Origin of the sequence: Kutzneria sp. NPDC052558, assembly GCF_044547355.1 — a bacterium.
GTDB lineage: Bacteria > Actinomycetota > Actinomycetes > Mycobacteriales > Pseudonocardiaceae > Kutzneria.
The window spans coordinates 37,385-57,490 of the sequence record NZ_JBIUAG010000038.1 but is presented as its reverse complement, the minus strand read 5'-3'; the positions used below and the strand labels follow the sequence as shown (position 1 = coordinate 57,490).

At 72.3% G+C, this 20,106-nt stretch carries 18 protein-coding genes; 12 read left to right on the top strand and 6 right to left on the bottom strand.

What is annotated here, in order from left to right; genetic code table 11:
• Positions 1-42: 42 nt before the first annotated feature.
• On the bottom strand, positions 43-2,964 hold the full coding sequence (locus tag ACIG5F_RS41990; RefSeq protein ID WP_396525792.1) for an AAA family ATPase: 2,922 nt from the start codon (positions 2,962-2,964) through the stop codon (positions 43-45).
• Entirely contained in the window at positions 2,961-4,085 is a 1,125-nt protein-coding gene (locus tag ACIG5F_RS41985; RefSeq protein ID WP_396525791.1) for an exonuclease SbcCD subunit D, read from the bottom strand. The genes ACIG5F_RS41990 and ACIG5F_RS41985 overlap by 4 nt, the downstream gene beginning before the upstream one ends.
• 131 nt (positions 4,086-4,216) lie before the next feature.
• Here ACIG5F_RS41985 and ACIG5F_RS41980 point away from each other — a divergent pair, with 131 nt between their 5' ends.
• Together ACIG5F_RS41980 and ACIG5F_RS41975 are read left to right on the top strand one after the other, a co-directional pair.
• Positions 4,217-5,188, top strand: a complete 972-nt coding sequence (locus ACIG5F_RS41980; RefSeq protein WP_396525790.1) for a DNA recombination protein RmuC — start codon at positions 4,217-4,219, stop codon at positions 5,186-5,188.
• 119 nt (positions 5,189-5,307) lie between these two features.
• Positions 5,308-6,180, top strand: a complete 873-nt coding sequence (locus tag ACIG5F_RS41975) for a DUF6542 domain-containing protein (RefSeq protein ID WP_396525789.1) — start codon at positions 5,308-5,310, stop codon at positions 6,178-6,180.
• Positions 6,181-6,487: 307 nt separating this feature from the next.
• Here the strand turns inward: ACIG5F_RS41975 and ACIG5F_RS41970 are convergent, their stop codons facing one another.
• Complete coding sequence (locus ACIG5F_RS41970) at positions 6,488-7,456, bottom strand: 4-hydroxy-3-methylbut-2-enyl diphosphate reductase (RefSeq protein WP_396525788.1); 969 nt, start codon at positions 7,454-7,456, stop codon at positions 6,488-6,490.
• Between the two features lie 182 nt (positions 7,457-7,638).
• On the opposite strand from ACIG5F_RS41970, the gene ACIG5F_RS41965 reads away from it, so the two are divergent.
• The 4 genes from ACIG5F_RS41965 (at position 7,639) to ACIG5F_RS41950 (ending at position 10,332) form a co-directional block, all read left to right on the top strand.
• Positions 7,639-8,190 (top strand): lipid droplet-associated protein, encoded by a 552-nt coding sequence (locus ACIG5F_RS41965; RefSeq protein WP_396525786.1) that lies wholly within the window; start codon positions 7,639-7,641, stop codon positions 8,188-8,190.
• Between the two features lie 227 nt (positions 8,191-8,417).
• On the top strand, positions 8,418-9,665 hold the full coding sequence (xseA, locus tag ACIG5F_RS41960) for an exodeoxyribonuclease VII large subunit (protein WP_396525785.1): 1,248 nt from the start codon (positions 8,418-8,420) through the stop codon (positions 9,663-9,665).
• Positions 9,666-9,709: 44 nt separating this feature from the next.
• Complete coding sequence (locus ACIG5F_RS41955; protein ID WP_396525854.1) at positions 9,710-10,120, top strand: sugar ABC transporter substrate-binding protein; 411 nt, start codon at positions 9,710-9,712, stop codon at positions 10,118-10,120.
• Positions 10,117-10,332 carry an exodeoxyribonuclease VII small subunit gene (locus ACIG5F_RS41950; protein ID WP_396525784.1) on the top strand — a complete coding sequence of 72 codons (216 nt, stop codon included), beginning with the start codon at positions 10,117-10,119 and terminating at the stop codon, positions 10,330-10,332. The genes ACIG5F_RS41955 and ACIG5F_RS41950 overlap by 4 nt, the downstream gene beginning before the upstream one ends.
• A 4-nt stretch (positions 10,333-10,336) precedes the next feature.
• On the opposite strand, the gene ACIG5F_RS41945 is transcribed toward ACIG5F_RS41950, so the two are convergent.
• The gene (locus tag ACIG5F_RS41945; RefSeq protein ID WP_396525783.1) at positions 10,337-10,948 is read right to left on the bottom strand and encodes a DUF4245 domain-containing protein; all 612 of its coding nucleotides are present in this window, start codon (positions 10,946-10,948) and stop codon (positions 10,337-10,339) included.
• 139 nt (positions 10,949-11,087) lie between these two features.
• Here ACIG5F_RS41945 and glpX point away from each other — a divergent pair, with 139 nt between their 5' ends.
• Positions 11,088-12,134 carry a class II fructose-bisphosphatase gene (gene glpX, locus ACIG5F_RS41940; protein ID WP_396525782.1) on the top strand — a complete coding sequence of 349 codons (1,047 nt, stop codon included), beginning with the start codon at positions 11,088-11,090 and terminating at the stop codon, positions 12,132-12,134.
• Between the two features lie 115 nt (positions 12,135-12,249).
• Entirely contained in the window at positions 12,250-12,867 is a 618-nt protein-coding gene (locus ACIG5F_RS41935; RefSeq protein ID WP_396525781.1) for a L,D-transpeptidase, read from the top strand.
• On the opposite strand, the gene ACIG5F_RS41930 is transcribed toward ACIG5F_RS41935, so the two are convergent.
• Complete coding sequence (locus ACIG5F_RS41930; RefSeq protein ID WP_396525780.1) at positions 12,868-13,848, bottom strand: NAD(P)/FAD-dependent oxidoreductase; 981 nt, start codon at positions 13,846-13,848, stop codon at positions 12,868-12,870.
• A 166-nt stretch (positions 13,849-14,014) separates the two neighbouring features.
• Here ACIG5F_RS41930 and ACIG5F_RS41925 point away from each other — a divergent pair, with 166 nt between their 5' ends.
• Positions 14,015-15,412 (top strand): class II fumarate hydratase, encoded by a 1,398-nt coding sequence (locus tag ACIG5F_RS41925; protein ID WP_396525779.1) that lies wholly within the window; start codon positions 14,015-14,017, stop codon positions 15,410-15,412.
• On the opposite strand, the gene ACIG5F_RS41920 is transcribed toward ACIG5F_RS41925, so the two are convergent.
• On the bottom strand, positions 15,351-16,280 hold the full coding sequence (locus ACIG5F_RS41920; RefSeq protein ID WP_396525778.1) for a DMT family transporter: 930 nt from the start codon (positions 16,278-16,280) through the stop codon (positions 15,351-15,353). The two genes, ACIG5F_RS41925 and ACIG5F_RS41920, sit on opposite strands and share 62 nt — an antisense overlap.
• 206 nt (positions 16,281-16,486) lie before the next feature.
• Between ACIG5F_RS41920 and ACIG5F_RS41915 the strand changes: the two genes are divergently transcribed.
• From ACIG5F_RS41915 to ACIG5F_RS41905, 3 genes are all read left to right on the top strand, one after another.
• Complete coding sequence (locus ACIG5F_RS41915) at positions 16,487-16,765, top strand: hypothetical protein (protein ID WP_396525777.1); 279 nt, start codon at positions 16,487-16,489, stop codon at positions 16,763-16,765.
• A 181-nt stretch (positions 16,766-16,946) separates the two neighbouring features.
• On the top strand, positions 16,947-18,350 hold the full coding sequence (locus ACIG5F_RS41910) for a PLP-dependent aminotransferase family protein (protein WP_396525776.1): 1,404 nt from the start codon (positions 16,947-16,949) through the stop codon (positions 18,348-18,350).
• Positions 18,351-18,591: 241 nt separating this feature from the next.
• On the top strand, positions 18,592-20,103 hold the full coding sequence (locus ACIG5F_RS41905) for an ATP-dependent DNA ligase (protein ID WP_396525775.1): 1,512 nt from the start codon (positions 18,592-18,594) through the stop codon (positions 20,101-20,103).
• Positions 20,104-20,106 lie beyond the last annotated feature (3 nt).

The following is a 20,106-nucleotide window of genomic DNA, read 5'->3' as shown; positions in this document are numbered from 1 at the left end:
TCCGCGCTTTCCGCGGACAGGGGTCCCCTGAGAGCCGGCTGCCTAGGCGACCACCTCCAATCGGGAGCCGGCGCGGGCCTTGCGGACCCGCAGCCGGGTCGGGATGCGCTGCCGCAGCTCCTCGACGTGCGAGACCAGCCCGACGACGCGGCCGCCGGCCCGCAGCTCGTCGAGCGTGTCCATGACCATGTCGAGGGTCTCCGGGTCGAGGGTGCCGAAACCCTCGTCCACGAAGAGGGTGTCCAGCAACGCGCCCCCGGTCTCGGCGGCGACCACGTCGGCCAGGCCCAGCGCGAGGGCCAGCGAGGCGAGGAAGGACTCGCCGCCGGACAGCGTCTTGGCCGGCCGGACACGGCCGGTGTAGTCGTCGAGCACGTCGAGCCCGAGACCGCCCCGGGTGCCGCGCGGACCGGCGGCGTCGGAGTGCACGAACTCGTAGCGGCCCTGGCTCATCCGGCGCAGCCGGTTGGAGGCGGCGACGGCGACCTCCTCCAACCGGGCGGCCAGCACGTACGACCGCAGCGACATGGCCCGGGCGTTCTGGCCCCGGCCGATCACCACGTCGGTCAGCGCGTCCAGCTCGTCGTACTCGGCCAGCACCGGCCCGAGCGAGGCCCACGTCGAGCGCAGCCGGGCGCCCTGTTCGGCCAGTTCGGTCCGGCGCTGCTGGGCCGACCGCAGCGTGGCCACGGCGGCCTCCAGGGCGGCGCGAGCCTGCGCCGCCTCGGTTTCGACCGTGACGACGTCGACTTCCGTCGTCGGGTCGATGCCGGCCAGTTCGGGCTCGGCCAGCACTCCACGCGCCGCGTCCTCGACCTTCTGCGCCTCGTCCAGCCGCCGTTCAAGGCCGGCGACAGCGGACTCGGAGCGCACGGCGGCGATGGCCGTGGGCACGTCGTCAAACCCGGCCGCGACGGCGGCCTGGGCGACGGCTTCCCGTTGTGCCGCCAGCCTTTTCTCCACGGCGACGGCTTCGTCCCTGGCCGTGGCGACGGCATCGACGCAGTCGGCCACGGAGATCAGGTGCTCACGCCGGGCGGCCACGTCCGGGAACTCGCCACGAGCCAGCCGAACCCGTTCGGCTCGCTCGCCGACGTTCTCCCGCAGCGTGGCCAGCTCGGACACGACCACGGCGAACTGCCGCTCGGCCTCGGCGTGCCGCTCGGTCTGCCGCCGCGTCTCCTCCTCGAGCCGGGCCACCTCGGCGACCAGCCGGTCCACCCAGGCGGCGATCTTGCGCAGCTCGTCCCGTTCGTCGGTGAGCTCCTTGAGATCGGCCTTCAGCGACTCGGCGTCCTTGCCGGCCAACTGATCCCGCAGCGTGAGGCACTCCTGCTCTGCGGACCGCAGCCGCGCCGCCGCCTGCTCGCGGCGTTGCTTGGCCTCCTGCTCGGCGCGCTGCGCGGCGGCGTCCTGTTCCCGGGTGACGGAACCGTCGGCGGCACGGGCCGGCGCCGGGTGCTCGGCCGAACCACAGACCGGGCACGGACCACCAGGCACCAGGCCGGCGGCCAGTTCGGACGCCATCCCGTCCAGGCGGCGCTGTCTGATGTCCAGGAACCGGTCGTACGCCGCCTGATGCTCGTCGACGGCCCGGCGGTCGCCGGCAACGGCCCGCTCCAACGCCCGTTCCAGCGCCGGCAGCCGATCCGCGTCGACCGCGATCTCCGACAGCTGCTTCCAGCGGTCCTCGACGCTGTCCAACCGGGTGCGAGCGTCCCGCGCCTGGTCGAGTCGTTGCCGAGCGATGCTCAGCTGGTCCGGCAGCTGCGTGAGGGCGCCGGCGAGCTGCCGGATGCCGGACTCCAACTGCTCGCGCTGGGCGTCCTGTTGCCGGATCCGCCGCTGGTCAGCCGTTAACTGCTCGGCCTCGGCGACCAGCTGCCGCAACGACCCGGCCTCCTCGCGGAGACGCCCCGCCTGACCACGGGGATCGTCCTCCACGATGACCGGGCCGAGCCGCCGAATTCCGGCGCGCTCACGCTCCCGCACCTCGGCCAGCTCACGCTCGACCTGGCGTGCGGTTTCGTAGGCCGCCTTGACCCCGACGGCGCGTCGGGCGGCGGCCAGCTCGGCGCGCCAGGCGTCCCGTTCCCCGGCCGGCAGGCTCGCGATCTGCTCGGTCGCCCGCCGCACGCGGCGTACTCGATCGGCCAGCGCACGTCGTCGCGCCAGCTCGGTCTCCGCGAGCCGCACCTGTTCCCGGCTCGCCGACTCGGCAGCCTCGGCCGTCGCGACCTCGGCGGCGACCCGGTCCGACAACTCGGTCAGCCACGACTCGGCCGCCTCGTCCGGCATCTGCTCGCCGGCCGCCTGCGCGGTACGGGCGACCTGCTCCCGCACCTGGGCACGGTGCTGCTCGACCTTGCGGCCGACCACCGTCCGGCGCTCACGGAACCACTGCTCGACGTCGTGGAAACGCTGCGTGCCGAACAGTTTCTCCAGCAGCTTCTCCCGCTCGGACGTGTCCGAACGGAGGAACCGCGCGAACTCGCCCTGCGGCAGCAGCACGACCTGGAAGAACTGCTCGGCGGTCATGCCGAGCAGCCGCTCCACCGTGCGGGCGACCTCGTCGTTGCGGGTGATGCCCTCGGCGTCGGAGCTCAGCCACGTCAGCGAGGCCGTCGCCTTCTGCGTGGTGAAGCCGTCGCCGCGGCGCTTGGGCCGGTCGTACTCCGGGCTTCGGGCCAGCCGAAGCCGCTGCCCCTGAACGGAAAGCTCCAGGACCACCTGGGTCGGCAGGTCCGGGTCGGCGTTGTCGTAGCGCAGCCGCTTGACGTCGCCGCGCGCGCCCGGCACCCGGCCGAACAGGGCGAACGCCACGGCGTCGAGCAGCGTGGTCTTGCCGGCGCCGGTCTCGCCGTGCAGCAGGAAAAGGCCGTCGGCGCCGAGCACGTCGAAGTCCACCGCCTCGCGGCCCGCGTAGGGGCCGAAGGCGCACAACTCCAAGCGGTGCAACCTCATTCCGTCTCCACCTCCCGGAAAGCCCGTTCCAGCAACGACAACTCCGACCCGGACGGCTCGCTGCCCCGGACGTCGAGCACGAAGCCGGCGGCGATCTGGTGATCGCTGCGGCCGCGCACGGCGTCGGCGTAGCGCAGGTCGGCCGCGGCCCGGCCGCCGTCGGGACGCCACTCGGCGTGCACGGCGTACGGGAACCGCTCCTGCAACTTCCGTTGTAGGTCAAGGGGTCGTACGTGGTCGGTCACCGCGACCGACAGGTAGCACTCTTCCAGACCGGCGTGCCGGGGGTCGGAGAGAAGATCGTCAAGGGTGCCGCTGACCGTGGCCAGGCGGCGCGGAACAGGCAGCTCGACCTGCGTGACCTTGTGCAGTCCGTAGCTGTCAAGGTCGACCAGCAGGACCTGCTTGCGGTGCCGCGCCTCGGAGAAGGAATAGGCCAGCGGGCTGCCCGAGTAGCGCAGGTTCTCGGCCAGCTTCTGGGCGCCGTGCAGATGGCCGAGCGCGATGTAGTCGACGCCGTCGAAAACCGAGCCGGGCACGTGGTCGATGCCGCCGACGCGAATGGAGCGTTCGGACTCGCACGGCTCGCCGCCGGTCACGAAGGCATGGGCGAGAACCATGGTGCCAAGGCCGCTTCTGTTGCGCAGATCGCTACGAATCCGGCGCATCGCTTCACCCAGCACGGCCGCGTGGCCCCGGCCGTCGACGCCCAGCGAGTGCCGGGCCGGTTCCGGGTCCAGATAGGGCAGTCCGTAGAAGGCGACGTCGTCGAGCACGACCGGCGTGTCCAGCGTGGACAGCTTGGTCCTGAGGTGCAGGCCGCCGGCCGCGGCGAAGGCGCCGAACACGCCGATGCGCTGGGCCGAGTCGTGGTTGCCCGGCGTGATCACGATCTGCGCGCCGGCCTCGCGGATCGCCGCCAGCACCCGGCCACAGGTCTCGATCGACTCCGCCGACGGCATCGCCCGGTCGTACAGGTCGCCGGCCACCACCACGACGTCCACCCGCTCGCGCTCGACAAGGGACGCCAGCCCGGTGAGGACCAGCTCCTGGTCGGCCAGCAGGTCTCGGCCGTGAAAAGTGCGGCCGACGTGCCAGTCGGAGGTGTGCAGGACCCGCATGGAATCCCAAGCTAAAGGCTGAACCTGGCAACGCCCGGGACCCCACCCGGCGCGTCGCCTGTGCGCCGGACGACACCCGTGACACAGGGAGCGGCGACCGGGTTGTCAGGGGGTGGTGGCACTCTCGAACCGTGAGCTCCGAAGTGATCAGCACCGCGGCGATCGTGCTGGCCCTGTTGCTGGCCGGTGGCCTGGTGCTGCTGTGGCGGATGTACCAGGACAGCGTGCGTCGCACCGACGCGGCGTTCGCCGCGGTGGAGGCCGAGCGGGCGCGGTTCGACCGGCAGCAGGCGACGCTGCGCCGGTACGAGGTGGCGTTCTCCTCGATCACCGGAAGGGGTGAACTCGGCGAGCAGGTGCTGGTCGAGACGGCCCGCACGCTGGGGTTGCGGGAGGGGCTGCACTTCACGTTGCAGGCGGACCTGGCCGGCGGCGGTCAGATCCGGCCGGACCTGGTGCTCGCGGTGGGCGGCGGCCGGCAGGTGCCGGTGGACGCCAAGATGAGCATGGTCGTCTGGGCCGAGGCGATGGAGACCGACGACGCCGACGAGCGGGCCGACGCGTTGCGGGTGCACGTGCGCAACATCCGGTCGCGGGCGGCGGAGCTGGCGGGCAAGGGCTATGCGCGCTGGGCCGACGCGATCTACGGCACGGTGATGTTCGTGCCCTCGGACGCCGCGGTGGTGGCGGCCATGGACACCGATCCGGAGCTGCTGCGCTGGCTGCTGGACCGCCGCGTGTTCCTGTGCGGCCCGACCGGGTTCGCGGTGCTGGCGTCGGCGGCGCTGTTCGCGGCGACGGAGCGGGCCATCGCCGACGACGTGGACCAGGTGCGCAGCCAGGCCTCGGTGGCGCATCGGGCCGCGAACACGGCGATCGACTCGGTCAACCTGTCGAGCACGCACCTACAGCGCTTCCTGTCCGCGCGAAGGCGTGAGCTGGACGCGCTGGAAGGCTTCCGGGGCGCGGTGCAGCCGCTGACCGACGCCGCCGGCAGCCCGACGCCGCTGACGACGGTGCGGCGCGCGGACGAGGTCACGGCCGGACCCTTTACCCCGATGGCCGAACCGCTTAACGGTGAGCAAACAACGGACGGACGGTGATCAACTGACCAGTTTCGCCGCTCCTCGGGGCACTCTCGACAGCCCGGAGGGGTGACTGCCGGCTCTTCTCACGGAGCGTTCACAAGCTTCGCGACACAAACGGGCTACCGTGTCGTCTCGTGACCGCCACGCGCGATCGCCGAAGCGATCTTGACACCGAGCCGCGGACCTCCTCATGGGGGGACGCGCCCGCGTTCGGCTCACGGGCCATGCCCTGGTGGGGCGCGGTCCTGACAGCGCTCGCCCTGACCGCGGTGGGCGCGCTGTTCGCCGAGCTGACGAACAAGACACTGGGACTGCCGTTCCAGGTCCTGTACACGCTCGGCTGCGTGCTGGCCGTGACCTTCGTGCGGCGGCGCAGCCTGTTCGGGCCCATGGTGCAGCCGCCGCTGATCATGATCGTGGTGGCCGGCGTGGTGCTGGTGCTGTTCTCCAGCGGCGGCAGCAGCGGCCTGGCCGCCAAGGCCATCGCGATCGGCCCGCCGCTGATCGGCAACTTCCCGGTGATGGCCATCGCCACCGTGCTCACGGTGGTGGTCGGCGCGATCCGGCTGATCCTCCAGCGCAAGCCGAAGATCGACGAGGACGAGGACTTCCCGCCGGCGGCCCGGTCCGTGCGCCGCGACCCGCCGGGCCGCGAGGACCGCGATCCCGGGCGCGACCGGGAGCCGCCGCGCCGTGACCAGGGCCCGAGGCCGGCCGGTGCGCGCTCGCGGCCGGCCCCGCCGCCGCCTCCTGCGCGGGGCGAGCGACCGGACCGTGAGCGGATCGACCGTGACCGGCAGCCGCCGCCACCCCCGCCGCGGCAGGTGCCGCCGGGCCGTGGCGCCGTTCCCGGCCGTCCCGCCCCTGGCGGTCAGCGTGGTGCCGTGCCGCCCCGCCCGGCCGCGCCGGGCCGTGGCGGCGGTGGCGGCCGTCCCGGCGGCGGTGGCCAGGGCCGCCCGCCGCAGCCCCCGCCGCGTCGGCCCCGTCGGCCCGACGACGACTACTGAGCCGCAAACGAAAGCGCCCTTCGTCGCACTGGATGCAACGAAGGGCGCTTTCGTGTCACCAGTCCTCGGCCGCCAACGCAGGAGAGTGCGAGGCCCCGCCGATGCTTCGCACGGTTGGCGGATTTCGCCCGCCGCCACCCGACGCGCCCACCACTCAAGCCGGATGCGGCGGGCGAAATCCGGCGAGGGCGAGGCATCGGCTGCCCGGGGGCGAGCCCCGCGCGGAACGCGCGGCAAAAGCACAGCGCCGGCTACCCGGGGGCCGAGCCCGCCGCGGCACGCGGCGCATGAGCACAGCGCCAACAACTCAGACGAGGTCCTTGCGGAGTTCACGCGGCAGCTGGAAGGCGATCTTCTCGTTGGCGGTGGTGACCTCTTCCACGTCACCCCAGCCGCGCTGGGCCAGGTAGGCCAGCACCTCGTGGACGAGGATGTCCGGCACGGACGCGCCGCTGGTCACGCCGACCGTGCGCACGCCGTCCAGCCACTCCTCCTGGATCTCCTTGGCGTAGTCGATCAGGTAGGACGCCTGCGAGCCGTGTTGCAGCGCCACCTCGACCAGCCGCTTGGAGTTGGAGGAGTTCTGCGAGCCGACCACCAGCACCAGGTCGCACTCGGGGGCCATGGCCTTCACGGCGACCTGGCGGTTCTGGGTGGCGTAGCAGATGTCGTCGCTCGGCGGGGCCTGGAGGTCCGGGAAGCGCTGCTTGAGCTGCTCGACCCGGATCATGGTCTCGTCCACCGACAGCGTGGTCTGGGACAGCCAGATGACCTTGGACGGGTCGCGGACCTCGACCTTGTCCACGTCCTCGGCGGTGTCCACGAGCTGCACGTGCTCGGGGGCCTCGCCGGCGGTGCCCTCGACCTCCTCGTGCCCCTCGTGGCCGATGAGCAGGATGTCGTAGTCGTCCCGCGCGAAGCGCTTGGCCTCCTGGTGGACCTTGGTCACCAGCGGGCAGGTGGCGTCGATGGTGCGCAGGTTGCGGGCGGCCGCCTCCTCGTGCACGGCCGGGGACACGCCGTGCGCGGAGAACACCACGAGCGCGCCCTCGGGCACCTCGTCGGTCTCGTCCACGAAGATCGCGCCGCGGTCCTGGAGGGTCTCCACGACGTACTTGTTGTGCACGATCTCCTTGCGCACGTACACGGGGGCGCCGTAGGTCTCCAGCGCCTTCTCCACGGTCACCACGGCCCGGTCCACGCCCGCGCAGTAGCCGCGTGGCTTGGCCAGGAACACGCGCTTGGGCCGGTCAGCAGCTGGGCTTGACGTGGTCATGGCCCAAGGGTACCGGCGCGGGGACGGGCATTCCGCGTGAGCGAGCTAGCCATTCACCACAGCGCGTCCGCGAATGCGGACACCGAGCGCCAGCGGGGTGCAGCAGTCAGCGGCGTTCGTTTCGTCACCCGTTCGCCACCGAAAACTGGGCAGGACGGGCCGACTGGGGCAGGCTAGACGCCATGAAGTCGTCACTGCCGCTGCCGGTGCGCATCGCCGCCGGGCTCGCGGTCACCGCGGTCGAGCAGGCGCGCAAGCTCCCCGAGCAGCTGACCGGGCTGCCGGTGACGGTGGTCAGCCAGGCGTTGCAGCTGTCCATGCGGGTGCAGCAGCGGGTCACCGAGCTCGCGATCAAGGGTGACGACGCGCTGGCCTCGCTGCGTCCGGTCGAGGAGACCCCGGAATGGGCGACCTTCGACGAGGACGAGGACGACCCCGTCCCGTCCCCGGTCGAACCTGAGGTCAACGACCCCTGGTTGGCCGAGGAGCGCGCGGTGTCCGAGCACGAGGACACCGGCGACGAGGACGAGGTGGCCGCCGGCGGCCCGGCCGCGTTGCCGGAGTACGACGAGCTGTCGGTGCCGCAGCTGCGGGCCCGGCTGCGCCGGCTCACCCTGGACGACCTGGAGCAGTTGCAGGCCTACGAGCGCGAGCACGCCGCCCGACCGGCCTATCTGGGCATGCTGACCAGGCGTATCGCCACCGTCCGGGCTCAGGAGAACGCCGACTCGTGACCGAGCTTGCGAGGTCACCATTGAGCACAGGGACCTGGGTCGCAGACCCGCCGAGCGCTAGCGAGGTGGGCCTGTGACCGAGCTTGCGAGGTCACCATTCAGCACAGGGACCTGGGTCGCAGACCCGCCGAGCGCTAGCGAGGTGGGCCTGTGACCGAGCTTGCGAGGTCACCATTGAGCACAGGGACCTGGGTCGCAGACCCGCCGAGCGCTAGCGAGGTGGGCCTGTGACCGCTCCCGGACCGACCACCGCCGAGCAGCCGTGGCCGGTGCGCACGGTCACCCGCAAGATCGCCGACTGGATCAACCGGCTCGGCGCCGTCTGGGTCGAGGGGCAGGTCACCCAGATCTCGGCCCGCCCGGGCACTGCGACCGCGTTTCTCACGCTGCGTGACACCAGCGCCGACGTGTCGATCTCGGTGACGTGCTCCACCCAGCTGGTCCGGGGCATGGAGCCGCCGCTGACCGACGGCAGCCGCGTGGTGGTGCACGGCAAACCCAGCTACTACACCGGCCGCGGCACGCTGAGCCTGCGGGTGGACGAGATCCGCCAGGTCGGCATCGGCGAGCTGCTGGCCCGCATCGAACGGCTGCGCCGGCTGCTGGCCGCCGAGGGCCTGTTCGACCCGCGCCGCAAGCGGCCGCTGCCGTTCCTGCCGCACACCATCGGCCTGATCACCGGCCGCGCCTCGGCCGCCGAGCGGGACGTGCTGACCAACGCCCGTGGCCGCTGGCCGGCGGCCCATTTCCGGGTGATCAACGTCGCTGTGCAGGGCACGACCGCGGTGCCGCAGGTGATGACCGCCCTCAAGACCTTGGACGCCGACCCGGGCGTGGACGTCATCGTGATCGCCCGCGGCGGCGGCAGCGTCGAGGATCTGCTGCCGTTCTCCGACGAGACGCTGTGCCGGGCGGTGTCGGCCTGCGGCACGCCGGTGATCAGCGCGATCGGCCACGAGCCGGACACGCCGCTGCTCGATCATGTCGCTGACCTGCGGTGTTCCACCCCGACCGACGCCGGCAAGCGGGTCGTGCCGGACGTCGCCGAGGAGACCCAGCGGATCCGCCAGCTGCGTGACCGCACCCGGCGGGCCCTGCACGGATGGGTGGACCGCGAGCGGCGGCTGCTGGACGCGCTGCGCAGTCGTCCCGTGCTGGCCGATCCGCTCACGCCGTTGCAACGACGCGCCGACGACGTGAACACGTTGCGTGAGCGCGGCCGCCGGGAGATCCGGTCGATGCTGAGCAACGAAGAGCGTGCCCAATCCGCCATCCGTTCACGCTTGACGACCCTCGGACCAGCCGCCACGCTGGCCCGTGGATACGCCGTGGTGCAGAGCGTGGCTGAGGACGGGGCCACCTCCGTGCTCCGGTCCGTGGACGACGCCCGACCGGGAACGCAACTGCGGGTGCGGCTCGTTGACGGGGCGATCCGTGCCGTCGTGCCCGACGACGACACCCGTGAGCGGAGGTAGGGGTGCCATACCCGGCGCGTGAACCCACGTTCCTCCCGTTGACGGTGGCCACCGCGAGAGCCGCGGCCGACAGCCCCGAACAGTCCGAGCTGACCCGGAGCGCCCGGGTGGTGCAGTACTGCGCCGAGGCCGCGAACACGGCCGCCGTGGACACGTGGACCGCCATGCTGGCCGGCTGCGACTACCCCGGCCGCCGGGCGTTACCCTCGCGTCTCCGCGAGCTGACCGAGGCGACCTCGGTCTACGTGGGGACGCAGTGGTGGTACGGCGACGGTTCGGTGCACCGGCGCCGCGTGGCCGATGCCGAGGACCGCATCGGCGAGGCGGCGCAGGACGGCGACGGCGCCGAGTTCGCCGAGGCGTTCGTCGGATACGACCAGGCCGTCGCGGCGGTTGTGGTCCGGGTGCAGGGTCAGACGGGAACCAGGGCGCAGATGGGAACCAGCGCGACATGACGGAACCGACGCTCGGCTACGAGGCCGCGCGCGACGAGTTGGCCGATGTTGTCCGCAAGCTGGAGGCGGGTGGGCTGTCGCTGGAGGACTCGCTGGCGCTGTGGGAGCGCGGCGAGGCCCTGGCCAAGATCTGCGAGTCCCATCTGGCCGGCGCGCGGCAGCGGGTGGAGACCGCGCTCGCCGTCGTCGAGGAGGACGTCGCCGAGGGCTAGCGCCCTACTTCGCGGGCAGCGGCGTCGCGGTCTGGACGGCCTGGGCCAGCGTCCGGAAATCGGCGTCCTTGCCGTTGCCGGAGATCAGCAGCCGCACGCCGCCGACCTCGGCCAGCCAGGACGTCTCGTTGCGGCGGGCCGGATAGATCGTCCAGTTCACGCCGGCCACGTCGATCGTGCCGGTGGCGGTGGGCTGCGACTTGGGGTCGTCGGTCTCCGAGGCGGCCAGGTCGACCGCCCCGCCCTGGGTCTGGGACAGCCGCAGGAAGCCGCCGGCCGGTGCGAGCCAGCCGACGCGGACCACCGGCCGGGCCTGCGCGCCGGCGCCGATGGAGATCGTGTCGGTGGAGTTGGCGCGCCAGCCCCCGGGCAGCTTCGGCTCCCGGACCGGGAAGTCCATGCCGGCGGCGACCCCCGACAGCGCGCTGTGCACGTCCACCGTCGGCACCGTGCTGGTGTCGATCGTCGGCCCGCCCGGGCTGAACTGGCAGCTGTTGCTGAAGCCCAGCACCGCCAGCAGGATCAGCAGCAGCGCGGCCAGCGACAGCACCATGTCGCGGGCGGTCTGCGCGCCGCGTCCGGGCTTCTGCGGGGCGGGCGTCTGCGTGTCGGGCACCCGGCCATCGTCTCAAGCTGGCGCTTCGGCTCCGCATCGGGTGCTGTTTCTCACCGCGGAATCGATCACGGGCCGGTCCGGGCCGGGTGATCTGCGAGGATTTTCGGGTAGTCCTGCCACGAGCAGACAGGAGGCCGCCATGACCACCACCGAGCCCCGGCGCGCGCCGGAGGCACCCGACCGCAACCTCGCGATGGAGCTGGTCCGCGTGACCGAGGCCGCCGCGATGGCCGCCGGCCGCTGGGTGGGCAGGGGCGACAAGGAGGGCGGCGACGGCGCCGCCGTGGACGCCATGCGCAAGCTCATCGGCACGGTCTCGATGCGCGGCGTGGTCGTGATCGGCGAGGGCGAGAAGGACAACGCGCCGATGCTGTTCAACGGCGAGGAGGTCGGCAACGGCGACGGCCCCGACTGTGACGTGGCCGTCGACCCGGTGGACGGCACCACGCTGATGAGCAAGGGCATGCCCAACGCCGTCGCGGTGCTCGCGGTGGCCGAGCGCGGCGCCATGTACGACCCGTCGGCCGTGTTCTACATGGAGAAGATCGCCACCGGCCCCGAGGCCGCGGACGTGATCGACCTGACCGCGCCGGTGGCCGAGAACATCCGCCGGGTGGCGAAGGCCAAGCACAGCGGCGTCGAGGACGTCACGGTGTGCATCCTGGACCGGCCCCGCCACGAGCAGCTGGTCAAGGAGGTCCGCGAGGCCGGGGCCCGGATCCACTTCATCGCCGACGGCGACGTGGCCGGCGCGATCTCCGCGGCCCGCCCGGGCACCGGCGTGGACCTGCTGCTGGGCGTCGGCGGCACGCCGGAGGGCATCATCACGGCGTGCGCCATGAAGTGCATGGGCGGCGAGATCCAGGGCCGGCTGTGGCCGCTGGACGAGGCCGAGCGGCAGAAGGCCATCGACGCCGGGCACGACCTGACCCGCGTGCTCACCACCGAGGACCTGGTGCGCGGCGACAACGTGTTCTTCTGCGCCACCGGCGTGACCGACGGCAGCCTGGTGCGCGGCGTGCAGTACCGGGCCGGCGGCTGCACCACGCACTCGATCCTGATGCGCTCCAAGTCCGGGACGGTGCGGGTGATCGAGGGCTTCCACCGGCTGACCAAGCTGCGTGAGTACTCCAATGTGGACTTCGACCGTTCGGCCGAGGGGTCGGCCCTGCCGCCGCTGCCGTAGCCGATCGGAGCTCCAACCGTTACGAAGTAACGGAGTTCTCGCGACAACCCCCGCATACAGTGTCGCGTCGTTGCTGGTGATCGACGTGTTTCCGGTGTCGTAGGGGAGAGTTGGCGTGCGGGTGAACAAGATCGCGTTAGCGCTGGCCGCGGTGGGGGCCGTGGGGCTGATGACGGCGTGCTCGACCGGTGTGGACCTGGCGTCGAACGCCTCGCCGGCGAGCACCTCGGCCAGCGCGACGACGACCACCACCACCACGACAACCACGACAACGGCACCCACCACCACAACGACGACCACGACCCCGCCGCCGACGACCACCACGACGACGGTGAAGCCGACCACCACCACGAAGCCCAAGCCGGTAGGCAAGGCGCCGGGCACGCCGTGCCTGGCGACCATGGCGGCGTGCGTGAGCAAGAGCAGCGGGCAGGCGTGGCTGATCACCAACGGCGTGGTCAGCTACGGGCCGGTGCCGATGATGCCGGGCAAGGCCTCGGAGCCGACCCCGAACGGCTTCTTCCACGTGGAGTGGAAGGACAAGCACCACAAGAGCAGCGAGTTCAACAACGCGCCCATGGAGAACTCGGTGTTCTTCGCGGCCGGCGGCATCGCCTTCCACGAGGGCAGCCTGAGCCGGCCGTCGGCCGGCTGCGTGCACCTGTCGCTGGCGGCGTCGGCGAAGTTCTACGCCTCGCTGGACGTCGGCGACCCGGTGGAAGTGGTGGCCTGATCAGCCGTCGTTGCTGGAGTGCCCCGGGAACAGGTGCGCCTCGGGGTTCAGCTCCACGGCGAGGTTGTTGACCGCGGTCGCGGCCTCGCCGAAGCCGGTGGCGATCAGCTTGACCTTGCCCGGGTACGTGGCCACGTCGCCGGCGGCGTAGACCCGGGGCCGCGCGGTGCGCATGGTCGTGTCGACGGACACCGCGCGGTGGTCCAGCTTCAGCCCCCAGGACTCGATCGGCCCCAGGTCGGCGGTGAAGCCCAGGGCGGCGACCGCCGTCTGGGCCGGCAGCACCTTGCGGCCGCCGCCCTTGACCTCGATCTCCACCTCGGCCAGCAGGCCGTTCTCGCCGCCGCGCAGCTCGGTCACCTGGGCGTCGGTGATGATCGGCACCCCGAGCTCGCGCACCTTGGTGACGGTGGCCGCGTGCGCCCGGAACGCCGCGCGGCGGTGCACCAGCGTCACGCTGTTGGCGATCGGGTGCAACGCCAGCGCCCAGTCGAACGCCGAGTCGCCACCGCCGACGATCACCACGTCCTGGCCGATGTGCGCCTCCAGCGAGGGCACGAAGTACACGACGCCCTTGCCGACCCAGCCGTCGCCGGCCGGCAGCGGGCGCGGGTTGAACTCCCCCATGCCGGCGGTGATCAGGACCGCGCCGGCGCGCACGGTGCTGCCGTCGGCGAGGCCGACGACCAGGCCGCTCTCGCCTTCCTCGACCGTGCGGGCCTGGCGGCCCAGCAGGTAGCGGGGCTTCCACTGCGCGGCCTGCTCGACCAGCGCGGAGACCAGGTCCCGGCCGCGGACCGCCGGGAAGCCGGCCACGTCGAAGATCATCTTTTCCGGGTACATCGCGGTGACCTGGCCACCCGGCTCGGGTAGCGCGTCCACCAGCGCCGTGGACAGCTCCCGGAAGCCCGCGTAGTAGGCGGCGAACAGCCCGACCGGGCCGGCGCCGACCACCAGAAGATCAACCTCGATGTCATCCATGGCCGTTGGCCCCGCTTTCCGCCTGTGGTGGGAGGCAGTGATCGCGAACACCATCGACTCTAGTGCGATCGCCGGCGCGCGCGTGAGCAGGTCGCGGGATATTCCGGGACTTCGGCGTGCTGCATGCCACGCTGCCGCCGCCCGCGCGGAGGTCCAGACTCGAAGCATGGCTGAGCAGCAGTACCGGATCGAGCACGACACGATGGGCGAGGTCAAGGTCCCCGCCGAGGCGCTGTGGCGGGCGCAGACGCAGCGCGCCGTGGAGAACTTCCCGATCTCCGGGCGGGGCCTGGAGCGCTCGCAGATCCGGGCGTTGGGCCTGCTCAAAGCCGCGGCCGCCACCGTGAACCAGCGCCTGGGCGTGCTGCCGCGGGACATGGCCGACGCGATCGTGGCCGCGGCGCGCGAGGTCGCCGACGGCCAGCACGACGAGCACTTCCCGATCGACGTGTTCCAGACCGGCTCGGGCACCTCGTCCAACATGAACGCCAACGAGGTGATCGCCACCCTCGCCACCCGGGCCCTTGGCCGCGACGTGCATCCCAACGATCACGTGAACGCCTCCCAGTCGTCCAACGACACCTTCCCGACGACCATCCACGTCGCGGCCACCGAGGCCGTGGTGCGCGATGTCGTGCCGGCGTTGGAGCACCTGGTCGCGGTGCTGCGCCAGCGGGCCTCCGAATGGGCCGACGTGGTGAAGTCGGGCCGTACGCACCTGATGGACGCCGTGCCGATCACACTCGGCCAGGAGGCCGGCGGCTGGGCGTCTCAGGTCTCCTACGGCGTCGAGCGGCTCCAGGCCAGCCTGCCGCGGCTGGGTGAGCTGCCGATCGGCGGCACGGCCGTGGGCACCGGGCTCAACGCGCCCGAGGGCTTCGGGGCCGCCGTCGCGGCCGAACTGGCCTCGCTGACCGGCCTTCCGCTGACCGAGGCCCGCGACCACATCGAGGCGCAGGCCAGCCGAGACGGCGTGGTCGAGATCTCCGGGCAGCTGCGGACCGTCGCGGTGTCCCTGTTCAAGATCGCCAACGACCTGCGCTGGCTCGGCTCCGGGCCGCGCACGGGGCTGGCCGAGCTGGCCCTGCCCGACCTCCAGCCGGGCTCGTCGATCATGCCGGGCAAGGTCAACCCGGTGATCTCGGAGGCGACCATGATGGTCGTGGCCCAGGTGATCGGCAACGACGCGGCGGTCGCCTTCGCCGGCGCCCAGGGCAACTTCGAGCTGAACGTGATGCTGCCGGTGATCGCCCGCAACGTGCTCGAGTCGGCCCGGCTGCTGGCCGCGGTGGCGCGGCTGCTGGCCGACAAGGTCATCGCCGGCGCGGTGCCCGACGTGGACCGCATGCGGGAGTACGCCGAGTCCTCCCCGTCGGTGGTCACGCCGCTCAACCGCTACCTCGGCTACGAGGAGGCGGCCTCGATCGCCAAGCAGGCCTTGAAGGAGCGGCGCACCATCCGCGAGGTCGTGTTGGCCCGCGGGCACGTCGACAGCGGCAAGATCACCGTCGAGCAGCTGGACGAAGCGCTGGACGTGCTTCGGATGGCTCGCGGCGGGCGCTGACCCGTCGGCGGTAGAGGCCGAGGGTGCAGCCGCCGGCGACGGCGGCCGCACCCACCACCGCGGTGACGGTCAGCGCCTGGGCGTGCAGCAGCACCGAGACCACGAGCCCCGACACCGGCATCAACCCCACCAGCACACCCGCCCGGTCCGCCCTGATCCTAGCCACGCACGTGTACCAGCCGGTGAACGCGACCGCGGTGACGAAGACTCCCAGCACCACCAACGCCGTCGCCTCGGTCAGCGTCGGCATCCGCCAGGCCCCGCCACCGTCCACAATGGTCGCGATGACCGCCCCGCCGGCGGCCGCGATGAAACTGGCCCATGTGGACGCTTCCATGGCGCCCAACCGTTTCACCGGCCCGATCCCGCACAGCGTGAACAGCACCTCGCCGGCCATGCAGGCCAGGGCGAGCAGCAGCCCCGGGCCGTGCCACGAGCCGCCGCCCGTCAACACCGCCACGCCCCCGACCACGATCGCCGCCCCCACGACAGCGGCCACCGCCGGCCGTCGCTTTCCCAGCAACGGCACCGCGATCGCCAGCACCAACGGTGTGCAGCCGACGATGGCCGTGACGAATCCCGGTGTGGCGTAGCGCTCCGCGAACAGGATGGCCGCATTGAAGCCGAGCATGCCCGCCACGACCATGCCGAACAGTCCGACCAGGTCTCGCAGGCTCGGCATCGGCAACCTCCGGCCGCGCGCCAGCAGCACACCCAGCAGGATCAGCCCGCCGATCGCGTACCGGAGCGCCTGTCCACTCAGCACCGGGTAGCCCTGGAGCAGCCCGGTCACGGGGAAGGACGCGCCGACCAGCAGGATGCTCCCCGCGCCGAACGTGACCGCCCTGAGGTCCCCCGAGTTCGCCATGCCTCCAGTCTGCGCCCAACTGGTCCGCCCACTTGCACCACTTGAGGCTCCCGTTGACGGACCACTTCCGTCGGCACAACTAGGGACCCGCCCAACCGGTCCGGACCGACCATGGTCGTGACGCATCTCGACGACCGGTTCGCGCTCTTGCCTATCGGGGGTGTGGTCGCCATCACAGGTGCGGCCACCGCACTGGGAGGACTGACATGACCGCACCGCACGCGACCTCACAACCGCCCGCGGTCAACCACCGCGTGCTGGCCATCCTGCGCGCCATCGCCGCCGGCCGGGCCCAACTGACCGGCAGCACCGAGCCCGACCTGTTCGTCGACGGCGTGCCCTGCTGCGACCAGTTCACCGCCCGCATGCTCGCCCACCAGGGCCTCATCCGCCCCGGCCACCCCGGCCCACCCGACGAGCGCCTGCCCGCCGTGCTCACCCCCGCCGGCCGCGCCCTCATCACCGAGACCCCGGCCGCCGCATAACCCCAGCGCCCCACCCTGGAGCGCCCCACCCTGGCGAGCACGCACGCTCTCGGCGCGGACGCTCACCCGCGGAAGGGCCACGCGCGCTCCCTGGCCAGAAACGGGTGCGGCCGCGGGCCGGGCATGCTCGACTGGTGTGCCCAGTCGACCGACAACCGCCCGGCGGCGGAGCGCCGTATCCATGACCTCGAACACGACACCGTCCACCCGCGAGCTGCTGCTGCCCGCCGTCTCGGCCGAACCCGCCCGCTGCCGCGGCCGAGCCCTCGAGACGGCGCTCCGTGAGGCCATCCGCACCGGCCGCCTGCGGCCAGGCACCCGGCTGCCGTCCAGCCGCGACCTCGCCGGCCAACTCGGCGTGGCCCGCGGCACCGTCACCGCCGGATACGCCCAGCTGATCGCCGAGGGCTACCTGGTCGCACGGCACGGGTCCGGCACCCTGGTGGCCGACGCCGAGTGCGGCTCGCCGCCGCCATCGGCGACACCGGACCGCCCCGTCCGCTGGCGCTACGACCTGCGGCCCGGCATCCCGGCGCTGAGTGCCTTCCCCCGCGCCGAGTGGGTGGCGGCGACCAAGGCGGGCCTGGCCGCGCTGCCCGACGAGGCGCTCGGCTACCCCGACTTCGCGGGGCTGGCCGAACTCCGGGCCGAGCTGGCCGGCTACCTGGGCCGGGTCCGCGCGGTCGCGGCCGACGCCGAGGACGTCGTGATCACCCACGGTGTCGCCGAGGGCATGGGCCTGGTGGCCCGCGTGCTGCGAGCCGCCGGCCACACCAGCATCGCCGTGGAATGCCCGAGCCATCCGGGCCAGAGCGCGCTGTTCGCCGCGTACGGCCTGCGCCCGGTCCCGATCGCCGTCGACGACCACGGCATCCGAGTCGACGACCTGACCGCGTCCGGCTGCCGTGCCGTGCACGTCACCTCGGCGCACCAGTTCCCGCTCGGCGTCGTCCTCCACCCACAGCGCCGGCGGGCGCTGGTGGCGTGGGCCCGCCAGTGCGACGGCCTGATCCTGGAAGACGACTACGACGCCGAGCACCGGTACGACCGGCATGCCATGGGCGCGTTGCAGGCGCTCGACCCGACGCGGGTTGCCTACTTCGGCAGCGTCAGCAAGGTGTTGTCACCGGCGCTGCGCATCGGCTGGCTCATCACGCCGCCCGTGCTGCGCCCGTCGATCGTGGACGCCAAGCACTACAACGACATGGGTGGCAGCCCGCTCCCCCAGGCCGCGCTCACCCACATGCTGCGGACGGGTGGGTACGAACGGCATCTGCGGCGGACCAGGACGCTGTACCGGCGGCGTCGGGACGCGTTGCTCGCAGCGGTGGCGGATCGGCTGCCCTCGTGGCAGGCCGTCGGTGTGGCGGCGGGTCTGCACGTGGTGCTGCGGCTGCCGGACGGCGTGGACGACGCCGCGCTCCAGCGGGCACTCGCCGCGAGCGGGGTCAACGCGATGGCGCTGTCCGGGTACGTCCCGAGTGGACGGATCGCGCCCTACCCGGGTCTGGTCGTCGGCTACGCGTCGCTCGGCCCGGATCGCCTCCGGTCGGCCGTGGACGTCATCGCCTCCGTTGTGTCATAGATCCCCTCCTCTCCGTGTCGACCTGACCCACTATGCACCCCATTCCTGGCAATCGGGCCCGGCGACCGATCCAGGTCTCTCCGCGGGACGCGGACCGGTCGCATCCCACCTTGCCTTGCGCCCCTGACAATTCCGTGCTCCCGCAGGCCGAGGCCGCCTTTTTGATCAAACCGAGCGATGCTCAATCGCCCCGTCGGCCGCGTGCGCGGAAATTGTCGGGGTGTGGGCGCAAGATGGGCCCATGCGCTTCGCCGACGTCGTCTCGACATCAGCGGCCGTGACCTCCACGAGGTCCCGGCTGGCGAAGGTGGCCGCGCTCAGCGAGCTGCTGCGGCAGCTTGACGACCCACGCGAAGTGGAAGCGGCCACCGCGTTCCTGGTCGGCCTGCCCAGGCAGGGCAAGGTCGGCGCGGGCTGGCGCACGCTGGTCTCGATCGAGGTGCCGGCCGCGGCCGAGCCGGACCTCTCCATCCTCGACGTCGACGACCTGCTGACCCAGGTCGCGGCCACCAGTGGGAAGGGATCGACCCAGCGGCGCAGCGAGTTGCTGACCGCCGCGCTCGCCCGGGCGACGGCGCCGGAACAGGACTTCCTCCTCCGGCTGCTGACCGGGGAACTCCGGCAAGGCGCACTGGAAGGGGTGATGACCGACGCGGTGGCAGCCGCGTTCGACGTGCCGGTCGGCGAGGTCCGCCGGGCGTTCATGCTCAGCGGCCGGCTGCACACCACGGCCGAGCAGGCGAGGTCCGGCGGCGCGGCGGCACTTGCCGCGTTCGGACTCGAAGTCGGTCGGCCGGTCCGGCCGATGCTGGCCTCGCCGGCCGAGTCGCTGGAGTCGGCGCTGGCCGAGCTGGGCGAGGTCACCGTCGAGTACAAGCTCGACGGAGCCCGGATCCAGGTGCATCGCAACGGATCCGAGGTGCACATCTACACCAGGACGCTGCGCGAGATCACCGCGGGCGTGCCCGAACTCGTCGAGCAGGTCCGCGGCCTGCCCTGCGAGTCGGTCGTGCTCGACGGGGAGACGCTCGCACTCAACGACGACGGCCGGCCGCGTCCGTTCCAGGAGACGATGAGCAGGTTCGGGGCGACCAGTGCCCGGGAGCTGCTGTTGCGGCCCTACTACTTCGACTGCCTGCACCTGGACGGCGACGACCTGCTCGACCTGCCCCTGCGCGACCGCCTGGCCGCGTTGGAGCGGGTCGCCGGGCCGTTCCGCATTCCGGGCGCGGTGGAGCCGGACGCCGGCCAGGCCGCGGAGATCGCCGCGGCGGCGCATGCCGCCGGGCACGAGGGGGTGATGGTCAAGGCGCTGGACTCGGTGTACGCGGCCGGCCGGCGCGGCAAGTCGTGGCAGAAGGTCAAGCCGGTGCACACCCTGGACCTCGTGGTGCTGGCCGCCGAGTGGGGGCACGGCCGGCGCCGCGGCTACCTCTCCAACCTGCACCTGGGCGCCCGGGATCCGGACGGCGGCCCGCCGGTGATGGTGGGCAAGACCTTCAAGGGCCTCACCGACGAGCTGCTCGCCTGGCAGACCAAGGCGTTCCAGGAGATCGCCGTGGATTCTGGCGACTGGGTCGTGACCGTGCGGCCCGAGATCGTGGTGGAGATCGAATTGGACGGCGTGCAGGTGAGCCCGCGCTATCCGGGCGGTGTGGCGCTCCGGTTCGCGCGGGTCCTGCGCTACCGGCCGGACAAGGAGGTGAGCGAGGCCGACACCATCGATCAGGTCCGAGCGCTGCTGCCGGGCTGACCG

Bases quoted from the DNA above. Each gene is read 5' to 3' on its own strand.
- ACIG5F_RS41990 (WP_396525792.1), bottom strand. From the start codon at position 2,964: ATGAGGTTGCACCGCTTGGAGTTGTGCGCCTTCGGCCCCTACGCGGGC.
- ACIG5F_RS41985 (WP_396525791.1), bottom strand. From the start codon at position 4,085: ATGCGGGTCCTGCACACCTCCGACTGGCACGTCGGCCGCACTTTTCAC.
- ACIG5F_RS41970 (WP_396525788.1), bottom strand. From the start codon at position 7,456: ATGACCACGTCAAGCCCAGCTGCTGACCGGCCCAAGCGCGTGTTCCTG.
- ACIG5F_RS41965 (WP_396525786.1), top strand. From the start codon at position 7,639: ATGAAGTCGTCACTGCCGCTGCCGGTGCGCATCGCCGCCGGGCTCGCG.
- ACIG5F_RS41950 (WP_396525784.1), top strand. From the start codon at position 10,117: ATGACGGAACCGACGCTCGGCTACGAGGCCGCGCGCGACGAGTTGGCC.
- glpX (WP_396525782.1), top strand. From the start codon at position 11,088: ATGACCACCACCGAGCCCCGGCGCGCGCCGGAGGCACCCGACCGCAAC.
- ACIG5F_RS41930 (WP_396525780.1), bottom strand. From the start codon at position 13,848: ATGGATGACATCGAGGTTGATCTTCTGGTGGTCGGCGCCGGCCCGGTC.
- ACIG5F_RS41925 (WP_396525779.1), top strand. From the start codon at position 14,015: ATGGCTGAGCAGCAGTACCGGATCGAGCACGACACGATGGGCGAGGTC.
- ACIG5F_RS41920 (WP_396525778.1), bottom strand. From the start codon at position 16,280: ATGGCGAACTCGGGGGACCTCAGGGCGGTCACGTTCGGCGCGGGGAGC.
- ACIG5F_RS41915 (WP_396525777.1), top strand. From the start codon at position 16,487: ATGACCGCACCGCACGCGACCTCACAACCGCCCGCGGTCAACCACCGC.
- ACIG5F_RS41910 (WP_396525776.1), top strand. From the start codon at position 16,947: ATGACCTCGAACACGACACCGTCCACCCGCGAGCTGCTGCTGCCCGCC.
- ACIG5F_RS41905 (WP_396525775.1), top strand. From the start codon at position 18,592: ATGCGCTTCGCCGACGTCGTCTCGACATCAGCGGCCGTGACCTCCACG.